The sequence below is a fragment of the Mycobacterium sp. FW102-FHT13B02 genome, from assembly GCF_058790275.1.
The window spans coordinates 1-23,943 of sequence record NZ_JBYTCM010000021.1 but is presented as its reverse complement, the minus strand read 5'-3'; the positions used below and the strand labels follow the sequence as shown (position 1 = coordinate 23,943).

Below are 23,943 nucleotides of genomic sequence, written 5' to 3'. Positions count from 1 at the left end.
CTGACTACGGGGCGATCAGGACACCGGCATCGGATGCGGCCTGCTGCAGTTCGAAGATGTCCAGGCTGCCCCAGTCGTTGATCGACCCGGTGTAGGAGCCCAGCCACGGCACCACACCGGGATCCGGTGCCACGCCGAGGTTGTAGGCCTGCATACCGGGCAAGTGGTGCTCCAAGAAGTTGCCGAGGATGTCGACGGCGAAGACGATGTCGTTGATCGGGTTCGGGCCCCACAGCGTGGAAGCGTTGAGCAGCGGGTTCACGGCATTCGGGTCGCCGATCATCACGATGTTGCCGTAGTGCGGCTTGCTGCCGCCGGTGGGGTCGTAAGCCGGCATGAACGGTTGCAGCCCCGGGAGATCGGTGGAGAAGTACGCCGCGGTGTCGCCGTAGGTCTCCACGTTGACGAAATTCTGTGCTGCGCTGTTGTTGCCGGGCACCGACGTATTCAGGCCGGGACCTTCGAAGCCGATACCGCCGAGGCCCGTCTTCTGGGCGACGAACTGCGCTTCCCAACCCCCCAATGAGTGGCCGGTGACGAAGATGTCGTCGGCGGTGTAGCCCTGCGCGATGGCCGCGGCCTGGACCGTCCGCTCGAACGCCAGCGAGTCCCAGAACGCCTGCGGCGTGGTGTGGGTGAAGATGATCTGCATGTCCGTGAAGATCTGCGACAGCGCGATCAGCGGATGGAACAGCAGATTGGTGCCGCCCGTCGTGCCCTGGTAGGCGACGATGATCTTCCCCTCGGGTGTCACCCAGGCCTTGCCGACGGCGCCAGACAGTGGGTTGAACGTCTGCATCTGAAAACCGTTGACGGTGAACGGTTTCAGGTCACCGGGCTGGCTGCCGAGGACGTAGGCGTCGGCTGCGGCGTTCAGGAACTGGGACACCGTCGGGGTGTCTCCGCTGGCGGGACCGGTGTAGGTGAGCTCCGGTACCACGGGCGCCGAGGTGGGGGTCTTGCTCAGCCCGAGCATGTCCTCGATGCGCCGGAATCCCGCGAACAGCGCCTCGGAAACGGGTGACCAGTTGAACGGGCTCTTCGGGCCGCTCTGCGAGACCGTCAGGTCCAGCGCCTGCAGCACCGTGTTGATGATGCGACCGGGCAGCTGGATGATCTGAGCGATCGGGTTCAGCGGCTGCGGTGGCGTCGGCGTCGTCAGAGTGCCGACGGTGTTGGTGGTGGCGGCGGCGAGAGCGGCCGGCCGGGTGGTCGGCGCGGGCGTGGTGGCGGGTGCGGGGGCGGCGTTCGTCGCGGCCGGCGGCGCGGCGGCAGTAGGTGCGGCGGCTGTGGTGTCCTTGGCGGGGGCGCTCGCGGTGGCCGGCTTGAGCTTCGGCGACTTCGTGGCATCGCCGGCCGGTTTGACCAGATCCGATCCCTTTTGCGTGACGACGGGTTTCACCGGTTTGGTCGCGGGCTTGGCATCCGGCTCGACGCCCGGCTTCGTGGCGGGCTTCGGGTCGGGCTTCGAGTCGGGCTTGGCATCCGGCTTGACGTCGGTGGCCGAGGTGCCGGTGTCCTGCTTGGCGCTGGACTTGTCAGAGTCGCTGGCGTCTTTGTTGGAGTCCTTGCCGGCCATCTTGTCCTTGTTGGCCGGCTTCGGTGTGGGCTTGGGCGGCGCGTCTTTTCTCGGCGCACTTGCGTGCGCGGCACTCGACTGCGACGACGACGTGCCCGGCGAACCGGTGGTCCCGGTATCGGCCCACGCGACGTTTTGACTGGTCGCGGCCGCGATACCCATGGCCGCGGCGATCACCGCCAGGCGGTAGCGACCGGGTTTACGCAGACGGAGCCGCGACTGTGTCCCCACCGGTGTCCCCTTTGACATCCCTGGTGCCCGCCCGCGCGCGCACGAATCTGACGACACTATGACATCAGGTGATGTCAGTCACGATCAGGTTTGCCAAAGTCGTGGATCACTTCGGCGGGGTCAGCGCACCCGCGCCGCCACCGCCTCCGGCATCGGTTCATACCGGGCAAAGGACCGGGTGAACGACCCGGCTCCGTGCGACAACGACCGCAGTTCGATCGGGTACCGGGTCAGTTCGATCTCCGGAATCTCGGCGTCGATGCCGGTGCAGGAATCGCCTGCCGTATCGGTGCCCAGCACGCGACCTCGCCGCCCGGACAGGTCACTCATCACCGCGCCCACCATTTCGTCGGGCACCACGATGTGCACGCTGTCGATGGGTTCGAGCAGGTTCACCGAAGCGGCGGCGGCCGCCTCGCGCAGCGCCAGGCCGCCCGCGAGCTGGAAGGCGTAGTCCGACGAATCCACGCTGTGCGCCTTGCCGTCCAGCAGCGTCACGCGGATGTCGACCATCGGGTACCCACAGATGCCCCGGTCCATCTGCGCGCGAACACCTTTCTCCACGCTCGGGATGAACTGGCGCGGCACCGCGCCGCCCACCACCTTGTCGACGAACTCGAATCCGGCTCCTTCGGACAGCGGCTCGACGGTGATGTCACACACCGCGAACTGCCCGTGTCCGCCGGATTGTTTGACGTGCCGTCCGTGCCCTTTTGCGTTGCCGCCGAACGTCTCCCGCAGCGGTACCCGCAGCTCTGTGGTGTCGACCGCGACGCCGAACCGCCGCGATAGCGCGTCGAGCACCACCGCGGAGTGGGCTTCGCCCATGCACCACAACACGATCTGGTGGGTCTGTGGGTTCTGCTCGATGCGCAGCGTCGGATCCTCGGCGGACAGCCGGGCCAGCCCCACCGACAGCTTGTCCTCGTCGGTCTTGGCGTGCGGCACGACCGCCATCGGGAGCAACGGCGCCGGCATGGTCCAGGGTCGGCAGACCAGCGGGGATGCCTTGTCCGACAGGGTATCCCCGGTCTCGGCGCAGGTCAGTCGCGCGATCGCGCAGATGTCGCCGGCGATCACCTCGGCGGCCGGACGCTGCTTGCGGCCCAGCGGAAAAGACAGGGCGCCGACGCGCTCGTCTTCGTCGTGGTCCTCGTGTTCGGCACACCCTGCGGCCGAATCGACGAATGAATTGAAATGGCCCGACACGTGAACCGTCGTGTCGGGCCTGATGGTGCCGGAGAACACCCGGACCAGACTGACCTTGCCGACGTACGGGTCTGACGTCGTCTTCACCACCTCTGCCAGCAGTGGTGCGTCGGGATCGCAGGCGGGCGCGGGCGTTTCCACGCCGGCCGGGGTGAACACCTGCGGTGGCACATGCTCTGGGGGAGAGGGGAATCCGCGGACGATGACGTCGAGAAGTTCGGCGGCGCCGATCCCGGTCGTGCTGCACACCGGGATCACCGGGAAGAAGGAACCGCGGGCCACCGCTCGCTCGAGGTCGGCAACCAGCACCGCGTTGTCGATCTGCTCGCCGCCCAGGTAGCGCTCCATCAGAGTCTCGTCCTCGGACTCTTCGATGATGCCCTCGATCAGCGTCGCGTCGTCCGCGAGCAGCGAGACCAGCCCGTCCCCTTCCGGCAGATACAGCGGAATCACCTTGTCCCCGAAGGACTCCTGCGCGGACGCCACCGCGCCGGCGAACGTGGCGCGCGCGTGATCCAGCTTGGTCACCACCACGGCGCGCGGCATGCCGACGTCAGCGCATTCCCGCCACAACGCCTTGGTGGCAGCATCCACCGTGTCGTTGGCGGCCATCACGAACAAGGCACAGTCGGCAGCCCGTAGCCCGGCCCGCAACTCGCCGACGAAATCGGCGTAGCCCGGGGTGTCCAGGACATTGACCTTCACCGACCCGTGCTGCAGGGACGCCAAGGCCAACCCCACCGACCGCTGCTGTTCGACTTCTGCCGGCTCGTGGTCGCAGACGGTGGTGCCGTCGAGCACCGACCCCGCCCGCGTCAGCACGCCCGCATGGAGCAGCAGGGCCTCGACCAGAGTGGTCTTACCGGACCCAGATGGCCCGACCAGAACCACATTTCGGATCGACGCCGGACTGTCCGCGCAGGGTGCGGCGCCAGATGAGTTATTCGACTTGTCCGCCATGGCGTGCCCCTATCGACGACTCACGTCCACCATGCTCCTGACGCGAGGTCCGGCACAAGGCTCAATGCACTTGCCGCATTCTCCCCCGCAAGCGGGAGGTGCCCCCACATCGCGGCTCGTACCTCGCCGCTTGATCGTCATGCGGCTCAAGCGTGCCAGGAACTCCATCGGGTGATCGCCACCCGGATCACCGGGCCGTCCAGGGCCACCCGGTCGTACTGGTGGTACTTGGCCCGCAGCAATGAGTAGCCGATGGCCATCTCGTCGCCGCTCGGATGCACCGTGGCGATGCCGTCGGCCCGGGCCCACCAGAGGTGGGACCAGTCGTCGTCGTATTGCTCGGCCAGCAGGCTCACGCGCGGGTTGGCCGCGATGTTGTCCAGCCGCCGCAGATGTTGCGTCGACTTCCGTTTGGCGTCCACAGCCGTATAGAGCAGGTCGCCGCTGACCGCGAAGACCACGGGGACCACATGCGGCTGGCCCTCGCCGGACACCGTGGCCAGCACCGCGACGGGCGCGGCGGAGAAGAGGGCGGCGGGATCAGACATCAGCGGTGGTGCGGGTTCGGGGCGACGCTCATGGGCATCCGGGTCACGTTGATCTCCGGTCCGCGCGCCGTCGGGGTGGCCGACTCAGCCGGGGCATGCCCGGCAGGCGGCGCCGCTGCGGGCGGTGGCTCGGCCGGGGGTGGCGGGGGCGGGGGCACCGCAGTGGTGGTCGACGAGGTGAGCGGCGTGCCCGTCGTCGTTGTCGTGGTGGTCGTCGTTGTCGATGGCTCCACCGGCGTCGGCTGATCAGAACTGGAGTCCCGGCGCGTGGCCAGGACTACCAGCGAGACCACGAGGGCGACCACCGCCACCGCCACCGCGATAAGCAGCAGCCGCGCGTCTTTCCTCCGATACCAGGGCGGCGGCGGCTGACGGAAGCGCCAGGTGTCGGTGTTGAAGGCGTCGAAGGTGTCGCCCGTCGGCTCCGGCTCGGGGATGGCGAACGAGCCGGTCGTCGGGCCGGCAAACGGTCCGGTGCCATGCGGGCCCGGGTCGACCGCGCGGAACGGATCAGTGTCCGGGTCGCCGCCGGCCGCCTCGACGGACGATTCCAGCACTCCACCCGGTGATGGATCGCGCTCTGCGTCGTCGCTGTCAGCCACCTTCCAGATGCTAGGGGTGGCTCGCGCCAATTGCTCGGTATCGGCGCGCGTGTCCGCGCTTTAGACGTCCTTGACCGGTTCGATGCCGAGATCGCGGTAGCTGACCAGCGCGGCAAACGGCACGCCGCGCTTGGCGAAACGCTCGGTGGCGATGTCGCCCCGGTCGACCATCGGGATGACTCCGGTGACCACGGCGCCGACGGAGGTGACGCGCTCGTAGGCGATCTCCGTGGAGCCGCCGGTGCTGATCACGTCGTCGACCAGCAGCACCCGCATCCCGGGTTCGATGCGGGTGCCCTCGATCCACTGCTCACGCCCGCGCGACTTCTGTTCCTTGCGCACCGAGAACCAAGCCTTGCCGGTGACCATCGCGACACCGTGCGCCAGCGGGTCGGCGCCCATGGTCAGGCCGCCGACGGCGTCGAACTCGATGCCGCGCAGCGCGGCCAGTTCTGCCACCGCCTTGCTGACGACCGTGAGGCTGACGCCGTTGTCGATGGCGAACTTGCCGTCGATGTAGTCGTGGCTCAGCTGTCCGCTGGCCAGCCGGAACGGCTCCTCACGGCGTTCGTAGCCGCGGGTGCGGATCAGGTCGAAGGCGGCTTCCCAGCTTGCGGGGCGATCAGACATGGTGCGAATGCTATGCCTGCCGGGACAGCCGTGCCAATTCGGCCGTCGCCGAACGCAATTCGTCGATGGACTGCAGCGGCTCGGCGTATCCGATGCGGGTGTAGGCCATGCCTCGGGCGGTATTGACCCGCAAATCCAGGCCGTAGCGGTCGGCGCCGGTGCAGGTGGCCGACTCGGTGTCGGGGTATCCGCCCAGCACCCTGGCCATCGCCGCGAGCGAGTCCGCATGGTCGGCGTTGAGGTGCGCGATGGCCCCGGCCGCCGACGGCGTCACCGGATCTGGTTGGGCCGCTGCGTAATCCGCGCCCGTCGTCGAATCCATGCGGCCGTAGCCACCGACCCACCGGACCCGGTCGACGTGCAGCACCCACAGGGCGAAATCGCTGTAGTCGATGTAATACTTCGCGGCCGGGACCGCGGCCACGTGGGCGGTCCGCGCCGCGTCGCGCTGGTCATCGGAGGGTTGCGCCACCCGTCCGGCCAGGGTCACCCGGCCACCGGCCAACGGGTCCTTGTCGGTACTCGCCGCGATGATCGAGATGCTGGCCCGCTGATCACCGGCCAGATTGCGGCCGTGTTCGGCCAGATTCGAGACGCACAGCACCGGCGCGCCGTCCAACAGTCCATACGTGACCATCGACGCCCACGGGCCGCCGTCGGCCGTCAGCGTGGCCAGGGTTCCGGTGTTGGTCGAGGCCGCGATGGTGCGGGCTTCCTCGGCGGCCGACGGTCGCGTCGGATTGACGATTGCGGCCAGCGGCGGCGGGATCGTCGGGGCATCACCTGGGTCACCATGATCGCGCGTCGCCACGTTTGCACCCTACTCAGTCGCGGGTACGTTAGTGATCGATGGATGCCTCGGGCGGTGGTGTGGAACATCCAAGCGCCGCGGACTTCGGACATGCGCGGGTCCTCCCTGAGGACCGCACCTGGTTCAAGCGTGCGGTTTTCTATGAGGTGTTGGTCCGCGCCTTCTACGACTCAGACGCTGACGGCTCAGGTGACCTTCGAGGTCTGACCGAGCGACTCGACTACTTGAAATGGCTTGGTGTCGACTGTATTTGGTTGCCACCTTTCTACGACTCGCCCTTGCGTGACGGCGGCTACGACATCCGCGACTTCTACAAGGTGCTGCCCGAGTTCGGCACCGTCGACGACTTCGTCGCCCTGCTGGACGCCGCGCACCGGCGCGGAATCCGCGTCATCACCGACCTGGTGATGAACCACACCTCGGACACCCACGCATGGTTCCAGGAATCCCGCCGCGACCCCACCGGGCCCTACGGCGACTACTACGTGTGGAGCGACACCAGCGAGAAGTACCAGGACGCGCGCGTCATCTTCGTCGACACCGAGGAGTCCAACTGGACGTTTGACGCAGTCCGGAAACAGTTTTATTGGCACCGGTTCTTCTCGCACCAGCCCGACCTGAACTACGACAACCCAGCCGTGCAGGAAGCGATGATCGACGTGCTCCGCTTCTGGCTGAGCCTGGGCATCGACGGGTTCCGGCTGGACGCGGTGCCGTACCTGTTCGAGCGCGAGGGCACCAACTGCGAGAACCTGCCCGAGACGCATGCCTTCCTCAAGCGCTGCCGCAAGGTGATCGACGACGAGTTCCCCGGCCGGGTCCTGCTGGCCGAGGCCAATCAGTGGCCCGCCGACGTCGTCGAGTACTTCGGCGACCCCGATACCGGCGGCGACGAATGCCACATGGCCTTCCATTTCCCGCTCATGCCAAGGATTTTCATGGCGGTCCGCCGGGAGTCCCGCTTCCCGATCTCGGAGATCCTGGGCCAGACCCCACCGATACCTGACCTGGCGCAGTGGGGCATCTTCCTGCGTAATCACGACGAGCTGACCCTGGAGATGGTCACCGACGACGAGCGCGACTACATGTACTCGGAGTACGCCAAGGATCCCCGGATGAAGGCCAACGTCGGCATCCGTCGCCGCCTGGCCCCGCTGCTGGAGAACGACCGCAACCAGACCGAACTGTTCACCGCGCTGCTGCTGTCGCTCCCCGGGTCCCCGGTGCTGTACTACGGCGACGAGATCGGCATGGGCGACATCATCTGGCTGGGCGACCGCGACGGGGTCCGGACCCCGATGCAATGGTCGCCCGACCGCAATGCCGGGTTCTCGACCGCCAACCCCGGCCGGCTGTACGTGCCGCCGAGCCAGGACCCGGTCTACGGCTATCAGGCGGTGAACGTCGAGGCCCAGCGCGACACGTCGAATTCCCTGCTCAACTGGACGCGCACCATGCTCGCGGTGCGGCGGCGGCATGACGCGTTCGCCGTCGGCTCGTTCAGGGAACTCGGCGGGTCCAACCCGTCGGCGCTGACGTACGTGCGCGAGCACGCCGACGATGGTGAAGTGGACACTGTTCTCTGCGTCAACAATCTGTCGCGTTTTCCCCAACCGATCGAACTGAACCTGCAGCATTGGAACGGCTACACCCCGGTTGAACTGACCGGGCGAGTCGAGTTTCCCCGCATCGGGGACCTGCCGTACCTGTTGACGCTGCCCGGGCATGGTTTCTACTGGTTCTCGTTGCGCGCGCCTGTCGGTGAGGAGCCGTGATGGATCCAGAGTTGATCGAATACCTGACCCAGCAACGCTGGTACGCCGGCCGCAACCGCGAACTGACCGGCGTCGAACCGGCGCTGACGGTGTCCCTACGTGCCGACGTCGACCTGGTGCTGCTCGACGTCAGCTATGCCGACGGCCCCGGCGAGCGGTACCAGGTGCTGCTGCGCCACGACGACGGCGAGGTCGGTGATGCGCTGAGTGACCCTGAAGTCGCGCACCTGCTGCTGCGCCTGATCGCCGAGTCCGCGACGATCGGTCCGGTCTCGTTCGCCGCGGAACCCGATGCCGAGCTGCCGGCGGGCGAGACGTCGCGCGTGATGGGCGCCGAACAGAGCAACACCAGCGTCGTGTTCGACGAAGCCGCGATTCTCAAGGTGTTCCGCCGGGTGACGCCCGGGGTGAATCCAGACATCGAGCTGACGCGGGTGCTGAGCCGGGCAGGCAACCCTCACGTGGCGCCGTTGCTGGGCACGATGTCGCTGGCAGGAGGCCCGGAGACCGCGCTGGGCATGCTGGCCCGCTTCGCCGACAACGCCGCCGAGGGCTGGAACATGGCCGTCGCCAGTACCCGCGACCTGTACGCCGAAGGTGACCTGTACGCCGACGAGGTCGGCGGCGACTTCGCCGGGGAGTCGGAGCGGCTGGGGCAGGCCGTCGCGGCGGTGCACGCCACGCTGGCTGCCGAGCTGGGCACGGCCCCGGCGCTGTTCCCGGTGGAGACGATGCTCGAGCGGCTGGCAGCGGTGGCCGCGTCGGTGCCGCAGGTCCGCGAGTTCGCCGCAGCCATCGAGGGCCGCTACCGCGCGCTCGAGGGCCAGCCGATCACGGTGCAACGGATTCACGGCGATCTGCATCTGGGGCAGGTATTGAGAACCCCCGAGACCTGGCTGCTCATCGACTTCGAAGGCGAACCCGGGCAGGACCTGGATCAGCGCCGGGCGCCGGATTCCCCGCTGCGCGACGTCGCGGGCATCCTGCGGTCCTATCAGTACGCGGCATTCCAGCGGCTGACCGAGGGTGGCGGCAACGAGCAGCGCCGCAAGCAGCTCGCCGCGCGCGCCCGCGAGTGGGCCGACCGCAACCGGACCGCGTTCTGCGCGGGTTACGCGGAGGGCGGCGGTACCGATCCTGATGCTGAACTGCTCGCCGCCTACGAACTCGACAAAGCGGTGTACGAAGCCGGGTACGAGGCTCGGCACCGGCCGCACTGGCTGGACCTGCCGCTGGGGGCGATCGCGAACATCGTCAGCGGTTAGGTGCACTAACCGCTGACGATGGCCGTCAGGCCATGGACTTCACGACCGCCTGAGCCGGCTTCGGGGTCCAGTCGGTGCGGTAGACGCCGATGGATTCTTCGGGGTTGGCGCTGCCGGTGACGCGGTCGCGCGTGGTGTAGATGTACGCCGGGCCGGCGTACGGCAGGGTGCGCCACGTGGCCAGGAAGTCGCGGATGTAGTCGGCCTGGGTGGCCTCGTCGACGGCAGAGTTGGGCTCGCCGTACTCGGTGGCCCAGACCTTCTTGCCGCCGTCGCCGTTGGCGGCCATGGCCTGGTGGATGCCGTCGGTCTGGCTCATCGGCGAGTTGGGCACTCCGGCGCCGGCCGAGAACTTGAGGTTGTAGTGGTAGGGGTGGAAGGACACCGCGTCCAGGGAACCGGCGGCGCCGGCGGCGTACATCTGCTGGACGAAGGCCACCGGGTCCAGGGTCAGCGAGCCGAACGACACCACCGCGCCGACCACACCGCCGATCACGACGGCGCCGCGGTCGGCGGCCTTGATCTTCGGGTAGGAGGCCTTGAGCATCGCCGCGTAGACGGCAGGCTCGGGACCCTGCGGACCGGAGGTCCAGGACATCACGGCGTTGGGTTCGTTCCAGATCTCGTAGGCATCCACGCGGCCCCGGTAGTGGGCGGCGACCGCACCGGCGAAGTCGCCGTACACCGCGGCGGAGGCCGGCGGGCTGCTGATCGGGATGGCGCCGGGCGCCACCGCCCAGGCCGGCGTGGCGACGATGGCACCGACCACCGACATGTGGCGGGCATTGGCCGCACCGACGACGGTGTCGACCTGGCCCCAGTTGAAGCTGCCCTGGGTGCCCTCGATACCGGCCCACGGAATGATGATGCGGACGGTACGCACGCCCGTCGCGGACATCAGGTCGAAGGTGTGGTTGATGTCGTCGGCGTTCATGCCGTAGACGTCGGAATCGGCGAAGCCGACACTGCTGGCCGACTGGCTGATGCCCGTCGGGATGAACGGAATGGTGGCCGGGTTATTGGCCAGGGTTTCGGTGGTGGCGGCGGAGACTGCCGCGACGGTGAAGATGGTCGCAGCGATCTTGAGGGCGTTGCGCAACGTTCGTTCCAATCTGTGGCCTGATCTGCCGATTGGCTCGAACCTAACAGCTATTCAGGCCGCGGCAGGCAGGACTGCGCGATACAGCTTGGGGTCGACGATCATGTCGACACGGCCGAAGCGGGCGCACGTCAGTGCCAGTACTCGATCGAACTGCCGCCGATCGTGGGTATCGGCGGCCAACGCGTAGACCCGATCGGCGGGAAAGCCGTGGGTGATACGCACCAGCGAGCCGGGCTGCCGGGCGGTCACCACCACCCGGTGGCCGTCTGCCAGCAGGCTGTGGGCGGTGGCCAGTCCGGCGTCGGTGCCGGCGTCGAGGACGAGCGCGACGATGCTGTGCTTCATGACCACGAGTCAACCCGCGCCGCCTAGGCGCCGGATGAGAATCGATTAGGTGCTAGAACAGCGTCGCTCAGCGCACCAGCCGGCGCAGCAGGGCCGATGCCGCGGCGATGCCGACCACTGCTGCCACGGCCAGAACAGCGATGTCCAGCAGGGTGTTGCCCGGGGTGCCCAGCAGCAGCGAGCGCAGGGCATTCACTTCGTAGGACAGCGGATTCACCGCGGAAAGCGTATGCAGCCAGCCCGGCATGATGTCCACCGGATACAGCGCGTTGGACGCGAAGAACAGCGGCATGGTGATGGCCTGGCCGATGCCCATCAAGCGGTCGCGGTTGCGGACCAGTCCCGCCAAAGTCATTGACAGGCAGGAGAAGAACGCCGACCCCAGCATCACCACGACCATCGCGGCCAGGATGCGCAGTGGGTTGAAACTGAGATGGATGCCCATCAGCAGGGCGATCACCAGGACGCCGATCACCTGGGCTATCGATCGGACTCCCGCCGCGAAGGCCTTGCCGGTGATGAGCGCCGACGCGGGTGACGGGGTGACCATCAGTTTGGCCAGGATGCCGGCGTCGCGGTCCCAGACGATCTGGATGCCGTAGAAGATCGAGATGAACAGCGCCGACTGGGCGATGATGCCGGGCGCCAGGAATGACAGATACGGGACGTTGCCGGTGTTGATGACGTGCAACCGGGAGAAGGTCTGGCCGAAGATCAACAGCCACAGGGCGGGCTGAATCGTCCGGGTGACCAGCTCGGTGCGGTCATAACGTAGCTTCTGCAGTTCGACGAGCGCGAAAGCGCCCATCCGGCGGGCGAGGCCACCGATGCGCTTGACGCCCCGGGGCGCGATGACCAGTTCGACATCAACCGACACGGCGGGCCGTCCTCCTTCCGGCGCGGATGTCCTGCAAGGACTGGCGCTCGTCGTCCGCGGACAGGTCGGAGCCGGCGTAGTGCCGGAAGACGTCCTCGAGCGTGGCCGACGGGCCGCGTGCCGCCTTCAGGTCGGTGGGGGAGCCGACGGTCTGCAGGGTGCCGCGGTGCATGAGGGCGACCCGGTCGCACAGCGCATCGGCTTCTTCCATGTAGTGGGTGGTCAGCAGGACCGTCATACCGAACTCCTGCTGCATGTTCGCCACTTGGGTCCAGACACTGTCGCGGGCAATGGGATCCAGACCGACGGTGGGTTCATCGAGGATCAGCAGCGACGGCCGGTTCACCAGCGCCTGCGCCAGTTCCAGGCGCCGGACCATGCCGCCGGAGTACGCCTTGGCGGGGCGGTCGGCGACGTCGAGCAGCTGCATGGCGTCGAGCGCATCGTCGACTCGCGCTCGGCGTCCGCGGCGCGGCACGTCGTACAGGCGGGCGAACAGATCGACGTTCTGACGTCCGGTGAGGGCTGACTCGATCGAAAGTTGTTGCGGCACATACCCGAGGTTCTGCCGGATATCCATGGTGTAGCGCCCCGCGTCGAGGCCGAAGATGCGTACCTGTCCCTGCTGCACCGGGGTCAAGGTGGTGAGCAGCCGTACCAGGGTGGTCTTGCCGGCGCCGTTGGGGCCGAGAAGTCCCATGGTTTCACCCACACCGACGGTGAGACTGAGGTCGGCGACCGCGGTGAAATCGCCGTAGTGGTGCGTGACGTGGTCGCATTCGATGGCGGGGGTACTCATGGCCGGCCCTCCTCGAGCATCCGGGTCATTTCCGCCAGCACCTTCAAACCCTTTGCCAGATCGTCGATTTGCTCGCCGCTGAGCTGTTTCAGTACGACGTCGAGGGCGGCCCGGCGGGAAGTCCTGGTCTGATCGGCGAGCTGCTGGGCGGGTTCGGTCAGCCGGAGCCGGCCGATGCGTCGATCTTCGGGGTCGGGGCTGCGGACGAGCAGCCCGTCGGCGGCCAGCTTGGAGACCAGGGTCGACGCGGTATTGGCCGCCAGGCCGAGTTCCTGCGCGGCTTCCCGTACCGAGATGCCCGGCTGGCGGCCGACCAGTCGGAGCAGTTCCGCCTGCGATTGGGTGACGCCGGCGAAACTGCCTCCGGCGGTCCGGCGCAGCTGCCGGCGGAAGCGACCGACGGTGTGGAAAAGGTCGATGGTGAGGTCGGCTGTCAGGCCTGAGCGGGCGGGCACACCCTCACAATAGCTCTGTTGCAGAGGTATTGCACGGCCGTGGTTTACTCGGGCGGTGTTTCCCGAGTACCGCACGCTGCTGACCGCGTTCGACGGCGGTGTGGTGACGGTGACGCTGAACCGGCCGGAGCGGCGCAACGCTTTTGGTGACGGAATGCGGGAGGAACTCGCCGACGCCTACACCCGCGGCAACGAGGCCGACGATGTCCGGGCCATCGTGCTGACCGGGGCGCCACCGGCGTTCTGCGCCGGGGCCGACCTGGCCGCCGGCGACCAGACGTTCGCCGCGCCGGGCCCGGAGTTCAGTGCGGCCGGTGTCCCGGTGCCGGCGTGGTCGTTGAGCAAGCCGGTGATCGCGGCGGTCAACGGGCACGCGATCGGTTTGGGGCTGACCTTGGCGCTGCAGTGCGATATCCGGATTTTCGCCGCCGACGCACGCTATGGCGTCGTGCAGGTGCGCCGTGGCGTGGTGGGGGATGCGTACTCGCATTGGGCGCTGCCGCGACTGGTCGGAATTGCGCGGTCCGCCGAAATTCTTTTGACCGGGACGACATTCGACGGATATCGCGCTGTCGAGCTGGGTATTGCGAGCCGGGTACTGCCCGCCGACGAGGTGCTGCCGGCTGCGCTGGCCGTCGCCCACGACATCGCGGACAACACCGCGCCGATGTCGGTGGCCGCCAGCAAGCGACTGCTCTGGGATTCGTTCGAACTGTCACGCGACGAAGTCGGCGAGCGGGAGACCGCGATTCACCGCGCAGTGATGGCGCACGAAGATGCCAAGGAAGGCGTACGGGCGCTGCAGGCCGGGCGCCCGCCGCAGTGGTCAGGCCGGCCGGTGGATCCGACGCGCTAGGGGTGAGCCGAGCGACGGGAATGCTTCAGGCCACCGTCACGCCGGAATCCTTCAGCGCGGCAACGGCATTCGCAGCGCCTTCGGCCGAAACCCCGGCGGTGTAGTCGAGCAGGACCCGGGTGCGGAACCCGGCCTTCGTGGCGTCGGCTGCCGTTGCTTTGACGCAGTAGTCGGTCGCGATGCCCACTATGTCGACCTCGTCGACGCCCCGGGCACGCAGCCAGTCCACCAGCTTGGTCCCGTGCTCGTCGGCTCCCTCGAACCCGCTGTACGCCGCGGTGTACCGGCCTTTGCGGAACACCGCTTCGAACGTCGAGGTGTCCAGTTCGGGGTGGAACTGCTCGCCCGGGGTGCCCGCTACGCAGTGCGGCGGCCAGGAGTCCAGGAAGTCGGGTTCGCCGGAGAAGTGGTCACCCGGGTCGACGTGATGGTCGGCCGTGGCCACCACGTGCTGATACTCGCGCCGGGCCAGTAGGCCGGTGATCGCGCGCGCCACGGCGTCGCCGCCGGACACCGCGAGGGAACCGCCCTCGCAGAAGTCGTTCTGCACGTCGACGACGATCAACGCCCGCATGTGCCCACGGTAGACCGGTTGCTGCGCATCGCCCGTTGCCGTAGCGTCCGGACACGTGTCTGAACAGGCGCTTGAGCCCACCCGGCGCCGTTTGACGGCCAAACAGGCCGATACGGTCGATCGGCTGAGTCGTGCCGCCCTCGACTTGCTGCGCCGCGAGGGTTTCGCAGGTCTGACGGTCCGGCGGGTCGCGGCCGATGCGGGCGTGGGGGCGGCAACCGCCTACACCTACTTCTCGTCCAAGGAGCACCTGGTCGCCGAGGTGTTCTGGCGCCGGTTGGCATCCTCGCCGCCGGCCGATCACGACTCGGCAGACCCCGCGACTCGGGTGACCGAGGTGCTGCGGCACATCGCGCTACTGGTCATCGACGAACCGGAGTTCGCCGGGGCGGTGACCAACGCGCTACTCGGGCGCGATCCGGATGTGGAGGTGCTGCGCCAGCGCATCGCCCGCGACATCCGCTCCCGGCTGTCGGCGGCACTCGGCCCGGACGTGGACGAGGACGTCATCGAATCGCTGGAAATGCTCTATTCGGGCGCACTAGTCCGCGCGGGCATGGGCTTCACGTCGTACGACGACATCGCTGAGCGGCTGGAGAAGTCAGCCCGGCTGATGCTGCGCTGACGACCGTGCACCGAGGATCGCCAGCGCGGCGGTGAGCGCCGGTTCGGTGAGCTGGTCGATGTCGCGGCCGTCCTCGACGATCAGCGCGGTGAGCTCGCGAAGGCCGCCGAGCAGGATCAGGGCCACCGGCCGGCTGATCGGGGACAGGCCGGCCCGCTGAAACCCCGCACCGCTCGTGAGGTCCACGACCATGTCGGTGAGCTGCTCCATGGCATGACGATTCAGCGGTTGTGCCGCGTCGCCGAGGGCCGGCGCTTCCCGGATCCAGCTCAGTGTGATCGCGGGCCGGGACGCGATGTGCGCGACGTATGCGTCGACCGCACTGCGTACCTGCTGCGCCCACTCGGCGTCGGGATGGATGGCCGCGCGGATCCGGGCGATGAGGTCCTCGTTGTTGGCGCGGAGCAGCTCGACGAAACACTCTTCCTTGCTGGCGAATTGGTCATAGAACGTGCGCTTGGAGGTCTTGGCGTTGCGGACGATGTCGGCGACGGTGGTGTCGCGATAACCCCGGGTGGCCAGCGAGGTGGCCAGCCCGTCGAGCAGCCGCCCGCGGAACGGCTGCGCAGCCGATTGCGCCGAGTTGACCTCGCCGTCTGCCATCTCTCTCCCAGAACCCTTGCCTAGCCGTGGTACCAGCCGGTACCGTACCCGATAACCCCGCGGTACACCGTGGTACCGCGTAATAAGTGGCTTGGAGCGTCCCATGACCGAGACCGTCACCGCTGAACTTGCCGAGCGTGCTCCGGCGATCCACCTGCCACCGGCGACCGGGGTTCCCAAAATCCTGCAGGGCTTCGCCTTCGCGACCAACCGGCGCAAGTTCGTCAACCGCATGGTGCCGCGGCTCGGGCCGGTCTTCACCTGTGACGCACCGGTTTTCGGCCGCGCGGTCATGGTGACGGACCCGCAGCTGGCCAAACAGGTGTTCGCCGCGAACCCCGCTGACGTCGGCAACATCCAGCCGAACCTGTCCCGCGTGCTCGGCCGCGGATCGGTGTTCGCGCTCGACGGCGCCGAGCACCGGCTGCGCCGCAAGCTGCTGACCCCGCCGTTCCACGGGAAGAGCGTCAAGAACTACGAGCGCATCTTCGAAGAGGAGACGCTGCGCGCGGCGGCATCCTGGCCGGAGGGTAAGCCGTTTCCCACGCTCGAACCGATGATGCACATCACCCTCAACGCCATCCTGCGCGCGGTGTTCGGGGCCGACGGTCGCCACCTCGACGAACTGCGGCGCATCATCCCGCCGTGGGTCACCCTGGGGTCGCGACTCGCCGTGCTGCCCATGCCGAAGCGCACCTACGGCCGCTTGACGCCGTGGGGCCGGCTTGCCGAATACCGGCGGCAGTACGACGAGGTCGTCGGCCGGCTGATCGACACGGTCGCCGCCGACCCCGATCTCGAGAACCGGGACGACGTCCTGGCGCTACTGCTGCGCAGCACGTACGAAGACGGCACGGCCATGTCCCGCAGTGACATTGCGGACGAACTGCTGACCCTGCTGGCGGCCGGCCACGAAACCACCGCGGCCACCATGGCGTGGGTCTTCGAGCGAATCTCCCGTCATCCGGAGGTGTTGCGCCGGCTCGAAGACGAGGTCGCGGCCGGCGAGACGGACGAGTACCGGCAGGCCGTCCTGCTGGAGGTGCAGCGCATCCGCACCATCATCGACTTCGCCGGCAGGCATGTGTACGCCCCGACCTTCCAGCTCGGTGAATGGGTGATCCCGCGTGGCTTCTCGGTCATCATCGCCATCGACCACATGCACGAGGATGCAAAGGAATTCGCTGATCCAGAGCGGTTCGACCCGGAGCGCTTCGTCGGCCGCCGGCCGCCGCTGGCGTTCCTGCCGTTCGGCGGTGGCACCCGGCGCTGCGTCGGGGCGGTGTTCGCGCAGGTCGAGATGGACGTCGTGCTCCGGACGGTGCTGCGCCACTTCGCGATTCAGGTCAACACTGCTCCGGGGGAGGAGGTCTTCTCGCGCGGTGTCGCGTACACGCCGAAGGACGGCGGTCGCGTGACGCTGCGCCGTCGCGTCAACCCGCTGTAGGTTCATGCTGTGACCGAACGGATTTCGCAGTACCGGAACGACGGACTGATCTTCGATGTCGTCGACTCCGGCCCCATCGACGGCGACGTCGTGGTGTTGTTGCACGGCTTTCCGCAGACCGCCGAGTCCTGGTCAGCGGTTTCGGAGCTGTTGCACGCCAAAGGCTTTCGAACGTTGGTGCCCAACCAGCGCGGCTATTCGGCCGGTGCCCGGCCGCGTGGCCGGCGGCAGTACACGATTCCGAAACTGACCGATGACGTCGCCGCGCTGATCGAGCTGGTCGGTGCGCCGGTGCACCTGGTCGGGCACGACTGGGGTGCGGCGATCGCCTGGGCGCTGACTGCGAGACGGCCGGAGCTGGTGCGCACGCTGACCGCGGTCTCGGTGCCGCACATCGGCGCTTTCCTGAAGGCAATGGTCGTCGGGACGCAGGCGCTGCACTCCTACTACATGCTGATCTTCCAGTTGCCCTGGCTCGGCGAACGATTCGCGAAGTTGATGATGCCGCACAGCGGCATGACCCCCGCATCGCTGGCCGTCACACGCTCGGCGGTATTCGACAGCGGCGCGCTGACGACCGCGCTCAACTGGTACCGCGCCATGCCGTTCGTGGCACCGAAATCGGTGTTCACGCCGGTGACCCGGCCCACCACCTACATCTGGAGCGACGGCGACATCGCGCTCGGCCGCAAGGGGGCGCTGCTGACCGAGCAGTACGTCCACGCGCCATATCGGTTCGAGATCGTCGCAGGCGCGAACCACTGGCTGCCGGACCAGCACCCCGAGCTGGTCGCCAGGCTGATCACCGAGCGCGCCGCTACAGCGTGATTTGTGCACGAAAATCCGCGGCTGCCGCGGGTAATCGTCCACAAATCACTGGCGTTTGGGCAGTTTCCAGCCCGGCCGCGGGAAGTGGCAGGTATAGCCGTTGGGGATGCGCTGCAGATAGTCCTGGTGCTCGGGCTCTGCCTCCCAGAAATCAACAGCCGGCGTCACCTCGGTGACGACCTTGCCGGGCCATAGCCCCGAGGCGTCGACGTCGGCGATGGTGTCTTCGGCGATCCGCTTCTGCTCGTCGTCGGTATAGAAGATCGCCGAGCGGTAGCTGGTCCCGACGTCGTTGCCCTGCCGGTTGACGGTCGACGGGTCGTGGATCTGGAAGAAGAACTCCAGCAGCGCGCGGAAATCGGTCTGAGTCGGGTCAAATTCGATTTCGACCGCTTCGGCGTGGCCCGGGTGGTTGCGATACGTCGGGTGGTCGTTCTTTCCGCCGGTGTAGCCGACCCGCGTGGTCAGCACACCCGGCTGCTTGCGGATCAGGTCCTGCATCCCCCAGAAGCAGCCGCCGGCCAAGATCGCGGTCGCAGTGTCGGTCATGTACGCCTCCTCGCTTTGACTCCAGAGAACCGAACTCCCGGCGCCTGCGCAAGTGCTCGACAAACGTCGCTAGAACGTGTTCTAGTTTTCCTGTGACGGGCAACACTTTCAGCCGCGCGGAGCTCATCGCGGCCTTCGAGGTCTTCGAGCAGACCGTGGATCGCGCCGCCCAGACGCGCGACTGGGATCCGTGGACCGACCACTACACCGAGGACGTGCTGTACATCGAGCACGCCATGGGCACCATGCACGGGCGCGAAGAGGTGCGGCCTTGGATCTGGAACACCATGGAGAATTTCCCCGGCAGCTACATGACGTCGTTTCCGTCGCTGTGGAGGGTGTACGACGAGGCGACCGGCCGTGTCATCTGCGAGCTGGACAACCCGATGCGCGATCCCGGTGACGGCACCATCATCGGCGCCACCAACATCTCGATCGTGACGTATGCGGGTGACGGTCTGTGGAGCAAGCAGGAAGACATCTACAACCCCATGAAGTTCCTCGAGACCACCATGGCGTGGTGCAAGAAGGCGGAAGCGCTGGGCACGCTGCCCGACGTGGCCGAGGAATGGATGCGCAAGTTCGGCGGTAGGGGGCAGCGGTGACCGCGCTCGTCATCGGGGCCAACGGCTACCTCGGCTCGCACGTGGCCCGGCAGCTCGTGGCGGCGGGGGAAGACGTGCGGGTCATGGTGCGGGCCGGCGCCAACACCATCGGCATCGACGACCTCGCCGTCACCCGCTACGAAGGCGACATCTGGGACAACGACACCCTGCGTGCCGCGATGACCGGAGCCGACGTCGTCTACTACTGCGTGGTCGACACCCGCGGGTGGCTCCGGGACCCCTCGCCGTTGTTCCGCACCAACGTCGAGGGCACCCGCAACGTGCTGGACGTCGCGGTGGAACCCGAAATCGCTTCGGGCCTCAAGAAATTCGTCTTCACCAGTAGCTACGCCACGGTGGGGCGCAAGCGCGGGTTCGTCTCCACCGAAGAGGACGTCGCCGACGAACGCACGTTGCCGCCATATGTGCGGTCGCGGGTGCAAGCCGAGAAGCTGGTGCTCGCATATGCCCGCGAGCGCGGGCTGCCGGCGGTCGCGATGTGCGTGTCCACCACGTATGGCGGAACAGACTGGGGCCGCACCCCGCACGGCGCGATCATCGCCGGCGCCGCGTTCGGGAAACTGCCGTTCGTGATGAGCGGCATCGAACTCGAAGCGGTCGACGTCAATGACGCTGCGCGAGCACTGATCCTGGCGGCCGACAGGGGCAGGCCCGGTGAGCGATACCTGATCTCCGACAAGATGATCAGCAATGCCGAGGTGGCACGGATTGCCGCGGCTGAGGCGGGTGTACCGGCTCCGGCTAAGGCGCTGTCGCTGCCGGTGACCTACGCGCTGGCCACCATGGGCACCATCAAAGGCCGGCTCAGAGGCACCGACGAACACATGTCGCTGGCGTCGCTGCGGCTGATGCGTTCGGAGGCGCCGGTTGACTGCACCAAGGCGCGGACCGAATTGGGCTGGGAGCCAAGGCCGGTGGAGGACGCGGTGCGGGAGGCGGCGCGGTTCTGGATCGGCCTGCGAAAGGCTCGCCAAGCCCAGAAATCCACGGGCTGAACAACGCGCCGTACGGCGTTAAGTCATGGCGCGACAGCGCCGGCCACGGTTAGCGTCGACAGCATGACGGATAGATTGCAGGTGGACCTGACCGGGGCGCCGCAGACCATGCTGGCCACGCTGTACGGCAAGGCGCTCGACGCCGACCTGCCGAACTCGGTGCTGCATGACACCTATGCCAGGGACATCGTCGCCGCTATCGACTACGACTGGTCGCGCACGACGATGACGGCCGCCAGGTCGCCGGGGGTCACTCTCCGGTCCGCCTATTTCGACATGACCACCCGGCAGTTCCTGGCCGTGCACCCGGAAGCCGTTGTGCTGCATCTGGGTTGCGGGCTGGACAGCCGGTACTACCGGCTGGATCCGGGGCCGGGTGTCGACTGGTATGACATCGACTACCCAGAGGTCGCGGACCTGCGCCGGCGGCTGTATCCCACCCGCGAGCACTGCCACATCGTGTCCGCGTCGGTCACCGACCCGGCCTGGCTGGCCGACATCCCGGCGGACCGGCCGGTGCTGATGCTCGCCGAGGGCCTCACCATGTACCTGAGCGAGGCCGACGGGCAGGCCCTGCTGCGCCGTATCGTGTCGCATTTCCCGTGCGGGGAACTGCAATTCGACGCCTTCAGCCGGCTGGGCGTGAAGCTCCAGTGGACGAACTCGGTCGTCCGCCGTTCCGGCGCGACCCTGCAATGGGCCATGGACAACCCCGACGACGTCCTGTCGGCGGTACCGGGTCTGCGGCTGCTGTCGTGGGTGTCGGCTTTCGACGGCGGCGGCTACGACCGGCTGCCGATGGGGCTGCGCCTGATGGCCGCCGTCATGCGCGCCGTACCCGGCATGCGTTATATGTCGCAGTACCACCGGTATTCGTGGGGCTGACCGTTACGCGGCTTCGGCGCGGGCCTTCAGGCGCTCGAGTGTCAACCGGATGTGCTCGGCGTTGGCCGCATCGCGGTCGCTGATACCGGTGAGCAAGCCCGCGGTGAGCTTCAACAAGCCCGGTCGGTTGTCCCACGTGGACTCAGTGACCTGACAGCCGCCCGCAGTCTCGGTGATGTCGTAGCGCCAGTGCGCGATGGGCACGATCGAGGACTTCACAGCGAAGCCGAACGTCTTGCCCGGCTCGGCCTCGGTGACGGTGCAGCTGGTGGTCCAGGTCTTCGAGCCGTTGCGGTTGTATCCCTTGAAGACCGATCCGGGAGTGGCCGCAGACCCCTTCTGCCACTCCATCGTGTGGGCCTCCTCGGCCAGCGACGCCAGCGTGGGCAGATCGGTGAGCAACGCATATACAGCTGACGGGCTGGCGGCGATGTCGATGGCGGCGGTGACGGAGGCGGGGCCCTGTGCGGTCATGGGGCGATCGTAAACACAGGCTGGAGCGGGGGCCAGAAAATTTTGCATAGTTCAGACACAGCTAATTCCTAATTTCGGGGGTAACCGTTGAGGGGCCCTCGTGCGATAAACCGCATGGCGGCACCTTCCAACGAAGGAGTTGAGTTGATATGAGCATCAAGAAATTAGTGATAGCGACCGCACTCACCGGCGGGGTGAGCGCGGCAATTGCGGGATTTGGCGTCAATATTGCACAGGCGCAGCCAGGGTTCTGCCCACCTGGGCAGACGTGTAACGGGCCGGGCGGTCCAGGGCCGGGGGGTCCGCACAATGGGCCTCAGGGCGGGCCTCAGGGCGGGCCTCAGGGCGGGCCTCAGGGCGGCCCACATGGCCCGCAGGGTGGCCAGGATTGGCACCCGCCGGGCGGCCCGCCACCGGGTGACCCCGGGGACCACGGCAACTGGAACCCGCCGGGTGGACCGGGCGACCATGACAACAACGATTGGCATCCCGGCCCGGGTGACTGGCACCCCCGGCCCGGTGACCCGGGCCCGGGTGACTGGCACTGGCGCGGCGCGCCGCCGCCGTGGGGCAACGGCCCCGCGCCGTGGGGCTGGGGACCGCCACCCCGGCCGATGATCAATTGGGTCGCGCCGCCACCGTGGGCGCCGCCGCCTCCGCCGTTCGACTACTGGGGCCAGCAGGTGTTCCCGGTGTTCGACCCGGGATTCAACGCGTGGGGCTTCTGGTTCTTCGGCATCTGGATTCCGCTGTAATCATCCGTCGATAGTCGCCGTCTGATTGCTGGGCCTGCCGTCGGTGGCAGGCCCAGCGTCAGCTCGGGAATCGACACAGCAGGCCAGGCGTTGGCCAGATATGAGCGAACGTCCTGTGTTGCAACCCGGTCCTGCGCATCCCATCACCATTACGCCCACGCGCGGGCGCGTCACCGTCACGGTCAACGGCGGCGTGGTTGCCGAATCGACCGAAGCACTCACTTTGCAAGAGTCGAACTACCCCGCGGTGCAATATCTTCCGCTTGCGGATGTCGACCAGTCGGTGCTCACCCGGAGCACGACCGCAAGCTACTGCCCGTACAAGGGCGACGCGGCGTACTACCACGTCGGTGATGTCGAAGACGTCATCTGGACCTACGAACAGCCGTACCCCGCGGTGGCGGAAATCGCGGGCCGGGTCGCGTTCTATCCAGACAAAGCCGAGATCGTGGTGCAGCCCGCCTAACCTGGACCCGTGCCCACTGCCAGCCTGGTCCTGGACGGTCCGGCCGGCCTCGGGCTGACGTTGTCGCCGCTGCGGCGCGGTGGGACCGACCCGACCTTCCGTACCGTCGACGGCGTCATCTGGCGCACCAGCCTGATGCGCACCGGCGGGGTGACCGCGCGGCTCACTTCGTCGCAGCTGAACACCGTCGACTGCGAGGCGTGGGGTGACGGTGCCGCCGAATTCTTGGACCGGTTGCCAGGGTTGGTCGGCGCCGAAGACGACACCACCGGATTCGCGCCCACCGAGCCGACCATTGCCGAGGCCTGGCGGCGGGTTCCCCACCTGCGCTTGTGCCGCACCGGCCGCGTGCTGGCGGCGCTGGTCCCGGCGATCCTCGAACAGCGGGTGCACGGCATCGATGCGTGGAGTGCGTTCCGGAAGCTGACCACGCGGTATGGCGCGCCCCCGCCCGGCCCGGCGCCGGTGGGGATGCGTCTGCCCCCGACGGCCGACGTCTGGCGGCGGGTGCCGTCGTGGGAGTTTCACCGGGCCAATGTGGACCCTGGCCGGGCCCGGACTCTGGTCGGGTGTGCGCAGCGGGCCGACGCACTGGAGCGGCTGACGCCGGATACGGCGACGGCGGCGTTGATGTCGTTGCCGGGTGTCGGGGTGTGGACGGCAGCCGAGACCGTGCAGAAAGCGTTCGGCGACGCCGACGCCCTTTCGGTGGGCGACTACCACCTGGCCAAGATGGTCGGCTGGACCCTGTTGGGCCACCCGATCGACGACGCCGCGATGGTCGAACTGCTGGAACCACTGCGGCCGCACCGGCACCGGGCCGTGCGGCTGCTCGAGGTCAGTGGCCTGGCGCGCAACCCGAGATTCGGTGCGCGCCAGGCGATCCCGAACCTGAAGGAACTCTAGGCGTCGAGTGGCCGACCTCGGGAACTGACGCGATCGAGCTTGGCTTCCCGTGCGGCTCGGCGCGCTCTGGGCCGAGCTAGAGGGACTTTCCGACCAGTGCGGCGAGGTCGGCGATGCGGTTGGAGTAGCCCCATTCGTTGTCGTACCACGAGACGACCTTGGCGTG

The 23,943-nt window shown here is 67.7% G+C and carries 28 protein-coding genes; 12 read left to right on the top strand and 16 right to left on the bottom strand.

Going from position 1 to position 23,943, the window contains the following annotated elements:
- Positions 1–4 precede the first annotated feature (4 nt).
- The 6 genes from AC3WTE_RS26180 to AC3WTE_RS26155 form a co-directional block, all read right to left on the bottom strand.
- On the bottom strand, positions 5–1,810 hold the full coding sequence (locus tag AC3WTE_RS26180) for a hypothetical protein (protein ID WP_492442248.1): 1,806 nt from the start codon (positions 1,808–1,810) through the stop codon (positions 5–7).
- A gap of 120 nt (positions 1,811–1,930) precedes the next feature.
- Positions 1,931–3,979 carry an elongation factor G gene (locus AC3WTE_RS26175; protein ID WP_492442247.1) on the bottom strand — a complete coding sequence of 683 codons (2,049 nt, stop codon included), beginning with the start codon at positions 3,977–3,979 and terminating at the stop codon, positions 1,931–1,933.
- Positions 3,980–4,125: 146 nt separating this feature from the next.
- Complete coding sequence (locus tag AC3WTE_RS26170) at positions 4,126–4,527, bottom strand: TIGR03668 family PPOX class F420-dependent oxidoreductase (RefSeq protein ID WP_459367490.1); 402 nt, start codon at positions 4,525–4,527, stop codon at positions 4,126–4,128.
- On the bottom strand, positions 4,527–5,129 hold the full coding sequence (locus AC3WTE_RS26165; protein WP_492442245.1) for a hypothetical protein: 603 nt from the start codon (positions 5,127–5,129) through the stop codon (positions 4,527–4,529). The genes AC3WTE_RS26170 and AC3WTE_RS26165 overlap by 1 nt, the downstream gene beginning before the upstream one ends.
- Positions 5,130–5,189: 60 nt before the next feature.
- Complete coding sequence (locus tag AC3WTE_RS26160) at positions 5,190–5,759, bottom strand: orotate phosphoribosyltransferase (protein ID WP_138233152.1); 570 nt, start codon at positions 5,757–5,759, stop codon at positions 5,190–5,192.
- A 10-nt stretch (positions 5,760–5,769) separates the two neighbouring features.
- Positions 5,770–6,570: a HugZ family pyridoxamine 5'-phosphate oxidase gene (locus AC3WTE_RS26155; protein WP_492442243.1), complete on the bottom strand. Its 801-nt coding sequence runs from the start codon at positions 6,568–6,570 to the stop codon at positions 5,770–5,772.
- A 38-nt stretch (positions 6,571–6,608) separates the two neighbouring features.
- Here AC3WTE_RS26155 and treS point away from each other — a divergent pair, with 38 nt between their 5' ends.
- Positions 6,609–8,345 (top strand): maltose alpha-D-glucosyltransferase, encoded by a 1,737-nt coding sequence (treS, locus tag AC3WTE_RS26150; protein WP_492442241.1) that lies wholly within the window; start codon positions 6,609–6,611, stop codon positions 8,343–8,345.
- A complete protein-coding gene (locus tag AC3WTE_RS26145; protein WP_492442239.1) occupies positions 8,345–9,610 on the top strand; it encodes a maltokinase N-terminal cap-like domain-containing protein in 1,266 nt (421 codons plus the stop codon). Before treS ends, AC3WTE_RS26145 begins: the two co-directional genes overlap by 1 nt.
- Positions 9,611–9,635: 25 nt before the next feature.
- Here AC3WTE_RS26145 and AC3WTE_RS26140 read toward each other — a convergent pair whose 3' ends face one another.
- The 5 genes from AC3WTE_RS26140 to AC3WTE_RS26120 form a co-directional block, all read right to left on the bottom strand.
- Complete coding sequence (locus AC3WTE_RS26140) at positions 9,636–10,709, bottom strand: cellulase family glycosylhydrolase (RefSeq protein ID WP_492442237.1); 1,074 nt, start codon at positions 10,707–10,709, stop codon at positions 9,636–9,638.
- Between the two features lie 54 nt (positions 10,710–10,763).
- Positions 10,764–11,057: an SDR family NAD(P)-dependent oxidoreductase gene (locus AC3WTE_RS26135; protein ID WP_492442235.1), complete on the bottom strand. Its 294-nt coding sequence runs from the start codon at positions 11,055–11,057 to the stop codon at positions 10,764–10,766.
- Positions 11,058–11,124: 67 nt separating this feature from the next.
- Positions 11,125–11,865, bottom strand: a complete 741-nt coding sequence (locus AC3WTE_RS26130; protein WP_492442392.1) for an ABC transporter permease — start codon at positions 11,863–11,865, stop codon at positions 11,125–11,127.
- A 58-nt stretch (positions 11,866–11,923) separates the two neighbouring features.
- A complete protein-coding gene (locus tag AC3WTE_RS26125; RefSeq protein WP_492442233.1) occupies positions 11,924–12,733 on the bottom strand; it encodes an ATP-binding cassette domain-containing protein in 810 nt (269 codons plus the stop codon).
- Positions 12,730–13,188: a MarR family winged helix-turn-helix transcriptional regulator gene (locus tag AC3WTE_RS26120; protein WP_492442232.1), complete on the bottom strand. Its 459-nt coding sequence runs from the start codon at positions 13,186–13,188 to the stop codon at positions 12,730–12,732. Before AC3WTE_RS26120 ends, AC3WTE_RS26125 begins: the two co-directional genes overlap by 4 nt.
- 55 nt (positions 13,189–13,243) lie before the next feature.
- On the opposite strand from AC3WTE_RS26120, the gene AC3WTE_RS26115 reads away from it, so the two are divergent.
- Complete coding sequence (locus AC3WTE_RS26115; RefSeq protein WP_492442230.1) at positions 13,244–14,044, top strand: enoyl-CoA hydratase/isomerase family protein; 801 nt, start codon at positions 13,244–13,246, stop codon at positions 14,042–14,044.
- Positions 14,045–14,069: 25 nt separating this feature from the next.
- Here AC3WTE_RS26115 and AC3WTE_RS26110 read toward each other — a convergent pair whose 3' ends face one another.
- Entirely contained in the window at positions 14,070–14,618 is a 549-nt protein-coding gene (locus AC3WTE_RS26110; protein ID WP_492442228.1) for an isochorismatase family protein, read from the bottom strand.
- A 55-nt stretch (positions 14,619–14,673) separates the two neighbouring features.
- On the opposite strand from AC3WTE_RS26110, the gene AC3WTE_RS26105 reads away from it, so the two are divergent.
- Positions 14,674–15,243: a TetR/AcrR family transcriptional regulator gene (locus tag AC3WTE_RS26105; RefSeq protein WP_492442226.1), complete on the top strand. Its 570-nt coding sequence runs from the start codon at positions 14,674–14,676 to the stop codon at positions 15,241–15,243.
- Here the strand turns inward: AC3WTE_RS26105 and AC3WTE_RS26100 are convergent.
- Positions 15,220–15,846 (bottom strand): TetR/AcrR family transcriptional regulator, encoded by a 627-nt coding sequence (locus AC3WTE_RS26100; protein WP_492442224.1) that lies wholly within the window; start codon positions 15,844–15,846, stop codon positions 15,220–15,222. The genes AC3WTE_RS26105 and AC3WTE_RS26100 overlap by 24 nt on opposite strands.
- A gap of 103 nt (positions 15,847–15,949) precedes the next feature.
- On the opposite strand from AC3WTE_RS26100, the gene AC3WTE_RS26095 reads away from it, so the two are divergent.
- Positions 15,950–17,293: a cytochrome P450 gene (locus AC3WTE_RS26095; RefSeq protein WP_492442223.1), complete on the top strand. Its 1,344-nt coding sequence runs from the start codon at positions 15,950–15,952 to the stop codon at positions 17,291–17,293.
- Positions 17,294–17,302: 9 nt separating this feature from the next.
- Positions 17,303–18,121, top strand: a complete 819-nt coding sequence (locus tag AC3WTE_RS26090; RefSeq protein ID WP_492442222.1) for an alpha/beta fold hydrolase — start codon at positions 17,303–17,305, stop codon at positions 18,119–18,121.
- A gap of 45 nt (positions 18,122–18,166) precedes the next feature.
- On the opposite strand, the gene msrA is transcribed toward AC3WTE_RS26090, so the two are convergent.
- Positions 18,167–18,670: a peptide-methionine (S)-S-oxide reductase MsrA gene (msrA, locus tag AC3WTE_RS26085; RefSeq protein WP_492442220.1), complete on the bottom strand. Its 504-nt coding sequence runs from the start codon at positions 18,668–18,670 to the stop codon at positions 18,167–18,169.
- A gap of 92 nt (positions 18,671–18,762) precedes the next feature.
- On the opposite strand from msrA, the gene AC3WTE_RS26080 reads away from it, so the two are divergent.
- From AC3WTE_RS26080 to AC3WTE_RS26070, 3 genes are all read left to right on the top strand, one after another.
- Positions 18,763–19,275, top strand: a complete 513-nt coding sequence (locus AC3WTE_RS26080) for a nuclear transport factor 2 family protein (RefSeq protein ID WP_492442219.1) — start codon at positions 18,763–18,765, stop codon at positions 19,273–19,275.
- Complete coding sequence (locus AC3WTE_RS26075) at positions 19,272–20,291, top strand: NAD-dependent epimerase/dehydratase family protein (RefSeq protein WP_492442217.1); 1,020 nt, start codon at positions 19,272–19,274, stop codon at positions 20,289–20,291. Before AC3WTE_RS26080 ends, AC3WTE_RS26075 begins: the two co-directional genes overlap by 4 nt.
- A 63-nt stretch (positions 20,292–20,354) precedes the next feature.
- Positions 20,355–21,176: a class I SAM-dependent methyltransferase gene (locus AC3WTE_RS26070; RefSeq protein WP_492442215.1), complete on the top strand. Its 822-nt coding sequence runs from the start codon at positions 20,355–20,357 to the stop codon at positions 21,174–21,176.
- A 3-nt stretch (positions 21,177–21,179) separates the two neighbouring features.
- On the opposite strand, the gene AC3WTE_RS26065 is transcribed toward AC3WTE_RS26070, so the two are convergent.
- On the bottom strand, positions 21,180–21,650 hold the full coding sequence (locus tag AC3WTE_RS26065) for an SRPBCC family protein (RefSeq protein ID WP_459367471.1): 471 nt from the start codon (positions 21,648–21,650) through the stop codon (positions 21,180–21,182).
- Between the two features lie 149 nt (positions 21,651–21,799).
- On the opposite strand from AC3WTE_RS26065, the gene AC3WTE_RS26060 reads away from it, so the two are divergent.
- The 3 genes from AC3WTE_RS26060 to AC3WTE_RS26050 all read left to right on the top strand — a co-directional run bounded on the left by AC3WTE_RS26060 (position 21,800) and on the right by AC3WTE_RS26050 (position 23,777).
- Positions 21,800–22,405 (top strand): chitin-binding protein, encoded by a 606-nt coding sequence (locus AC3WTE_RS26060; protein ID WP_492442213.1) that lies wholly within the window; start codon positions 21,800–21,802, stop codon positions 22,403–22,405.
- A gap of 100 nt (positions 22,406–22,505) precedes the next feature.
- Entirely contained in the window at positions 22,506–22,871 is a 366-nt protein-coding gene (locus tag AC3WTE_RS26055; RefSeq protein WP_492442211.1) for a DUF427 domain-containing protein, read from the top strand.
- Between the two features lie 9 nt (positions 22,872–22,880).
- Positions 22,881–23,777 (top strand): DNA-3-methyladenine glycosylase family protein, encoded by an 897-nt coding sequence (locus AC3WTE_RS26050; protein WP_492442209.1) that lies wholly within the window; start codon positions 22,881–22,883, stop codon positions 23,775–23,777.
- Between the two features lie 76 nt (positions 23,778–23,853).
- Here AC3WTE_RS26050 and AC3WTE_RS26045 read toward each other — a convergent pair.
- Positions 23,854–23,943: hypothetical protein (locus AC3WTE_RS26045; RefSeq protein WP_492442390.1), on the bottom strand; the 90-nt coding region annotated here is incomplete at its 5' end.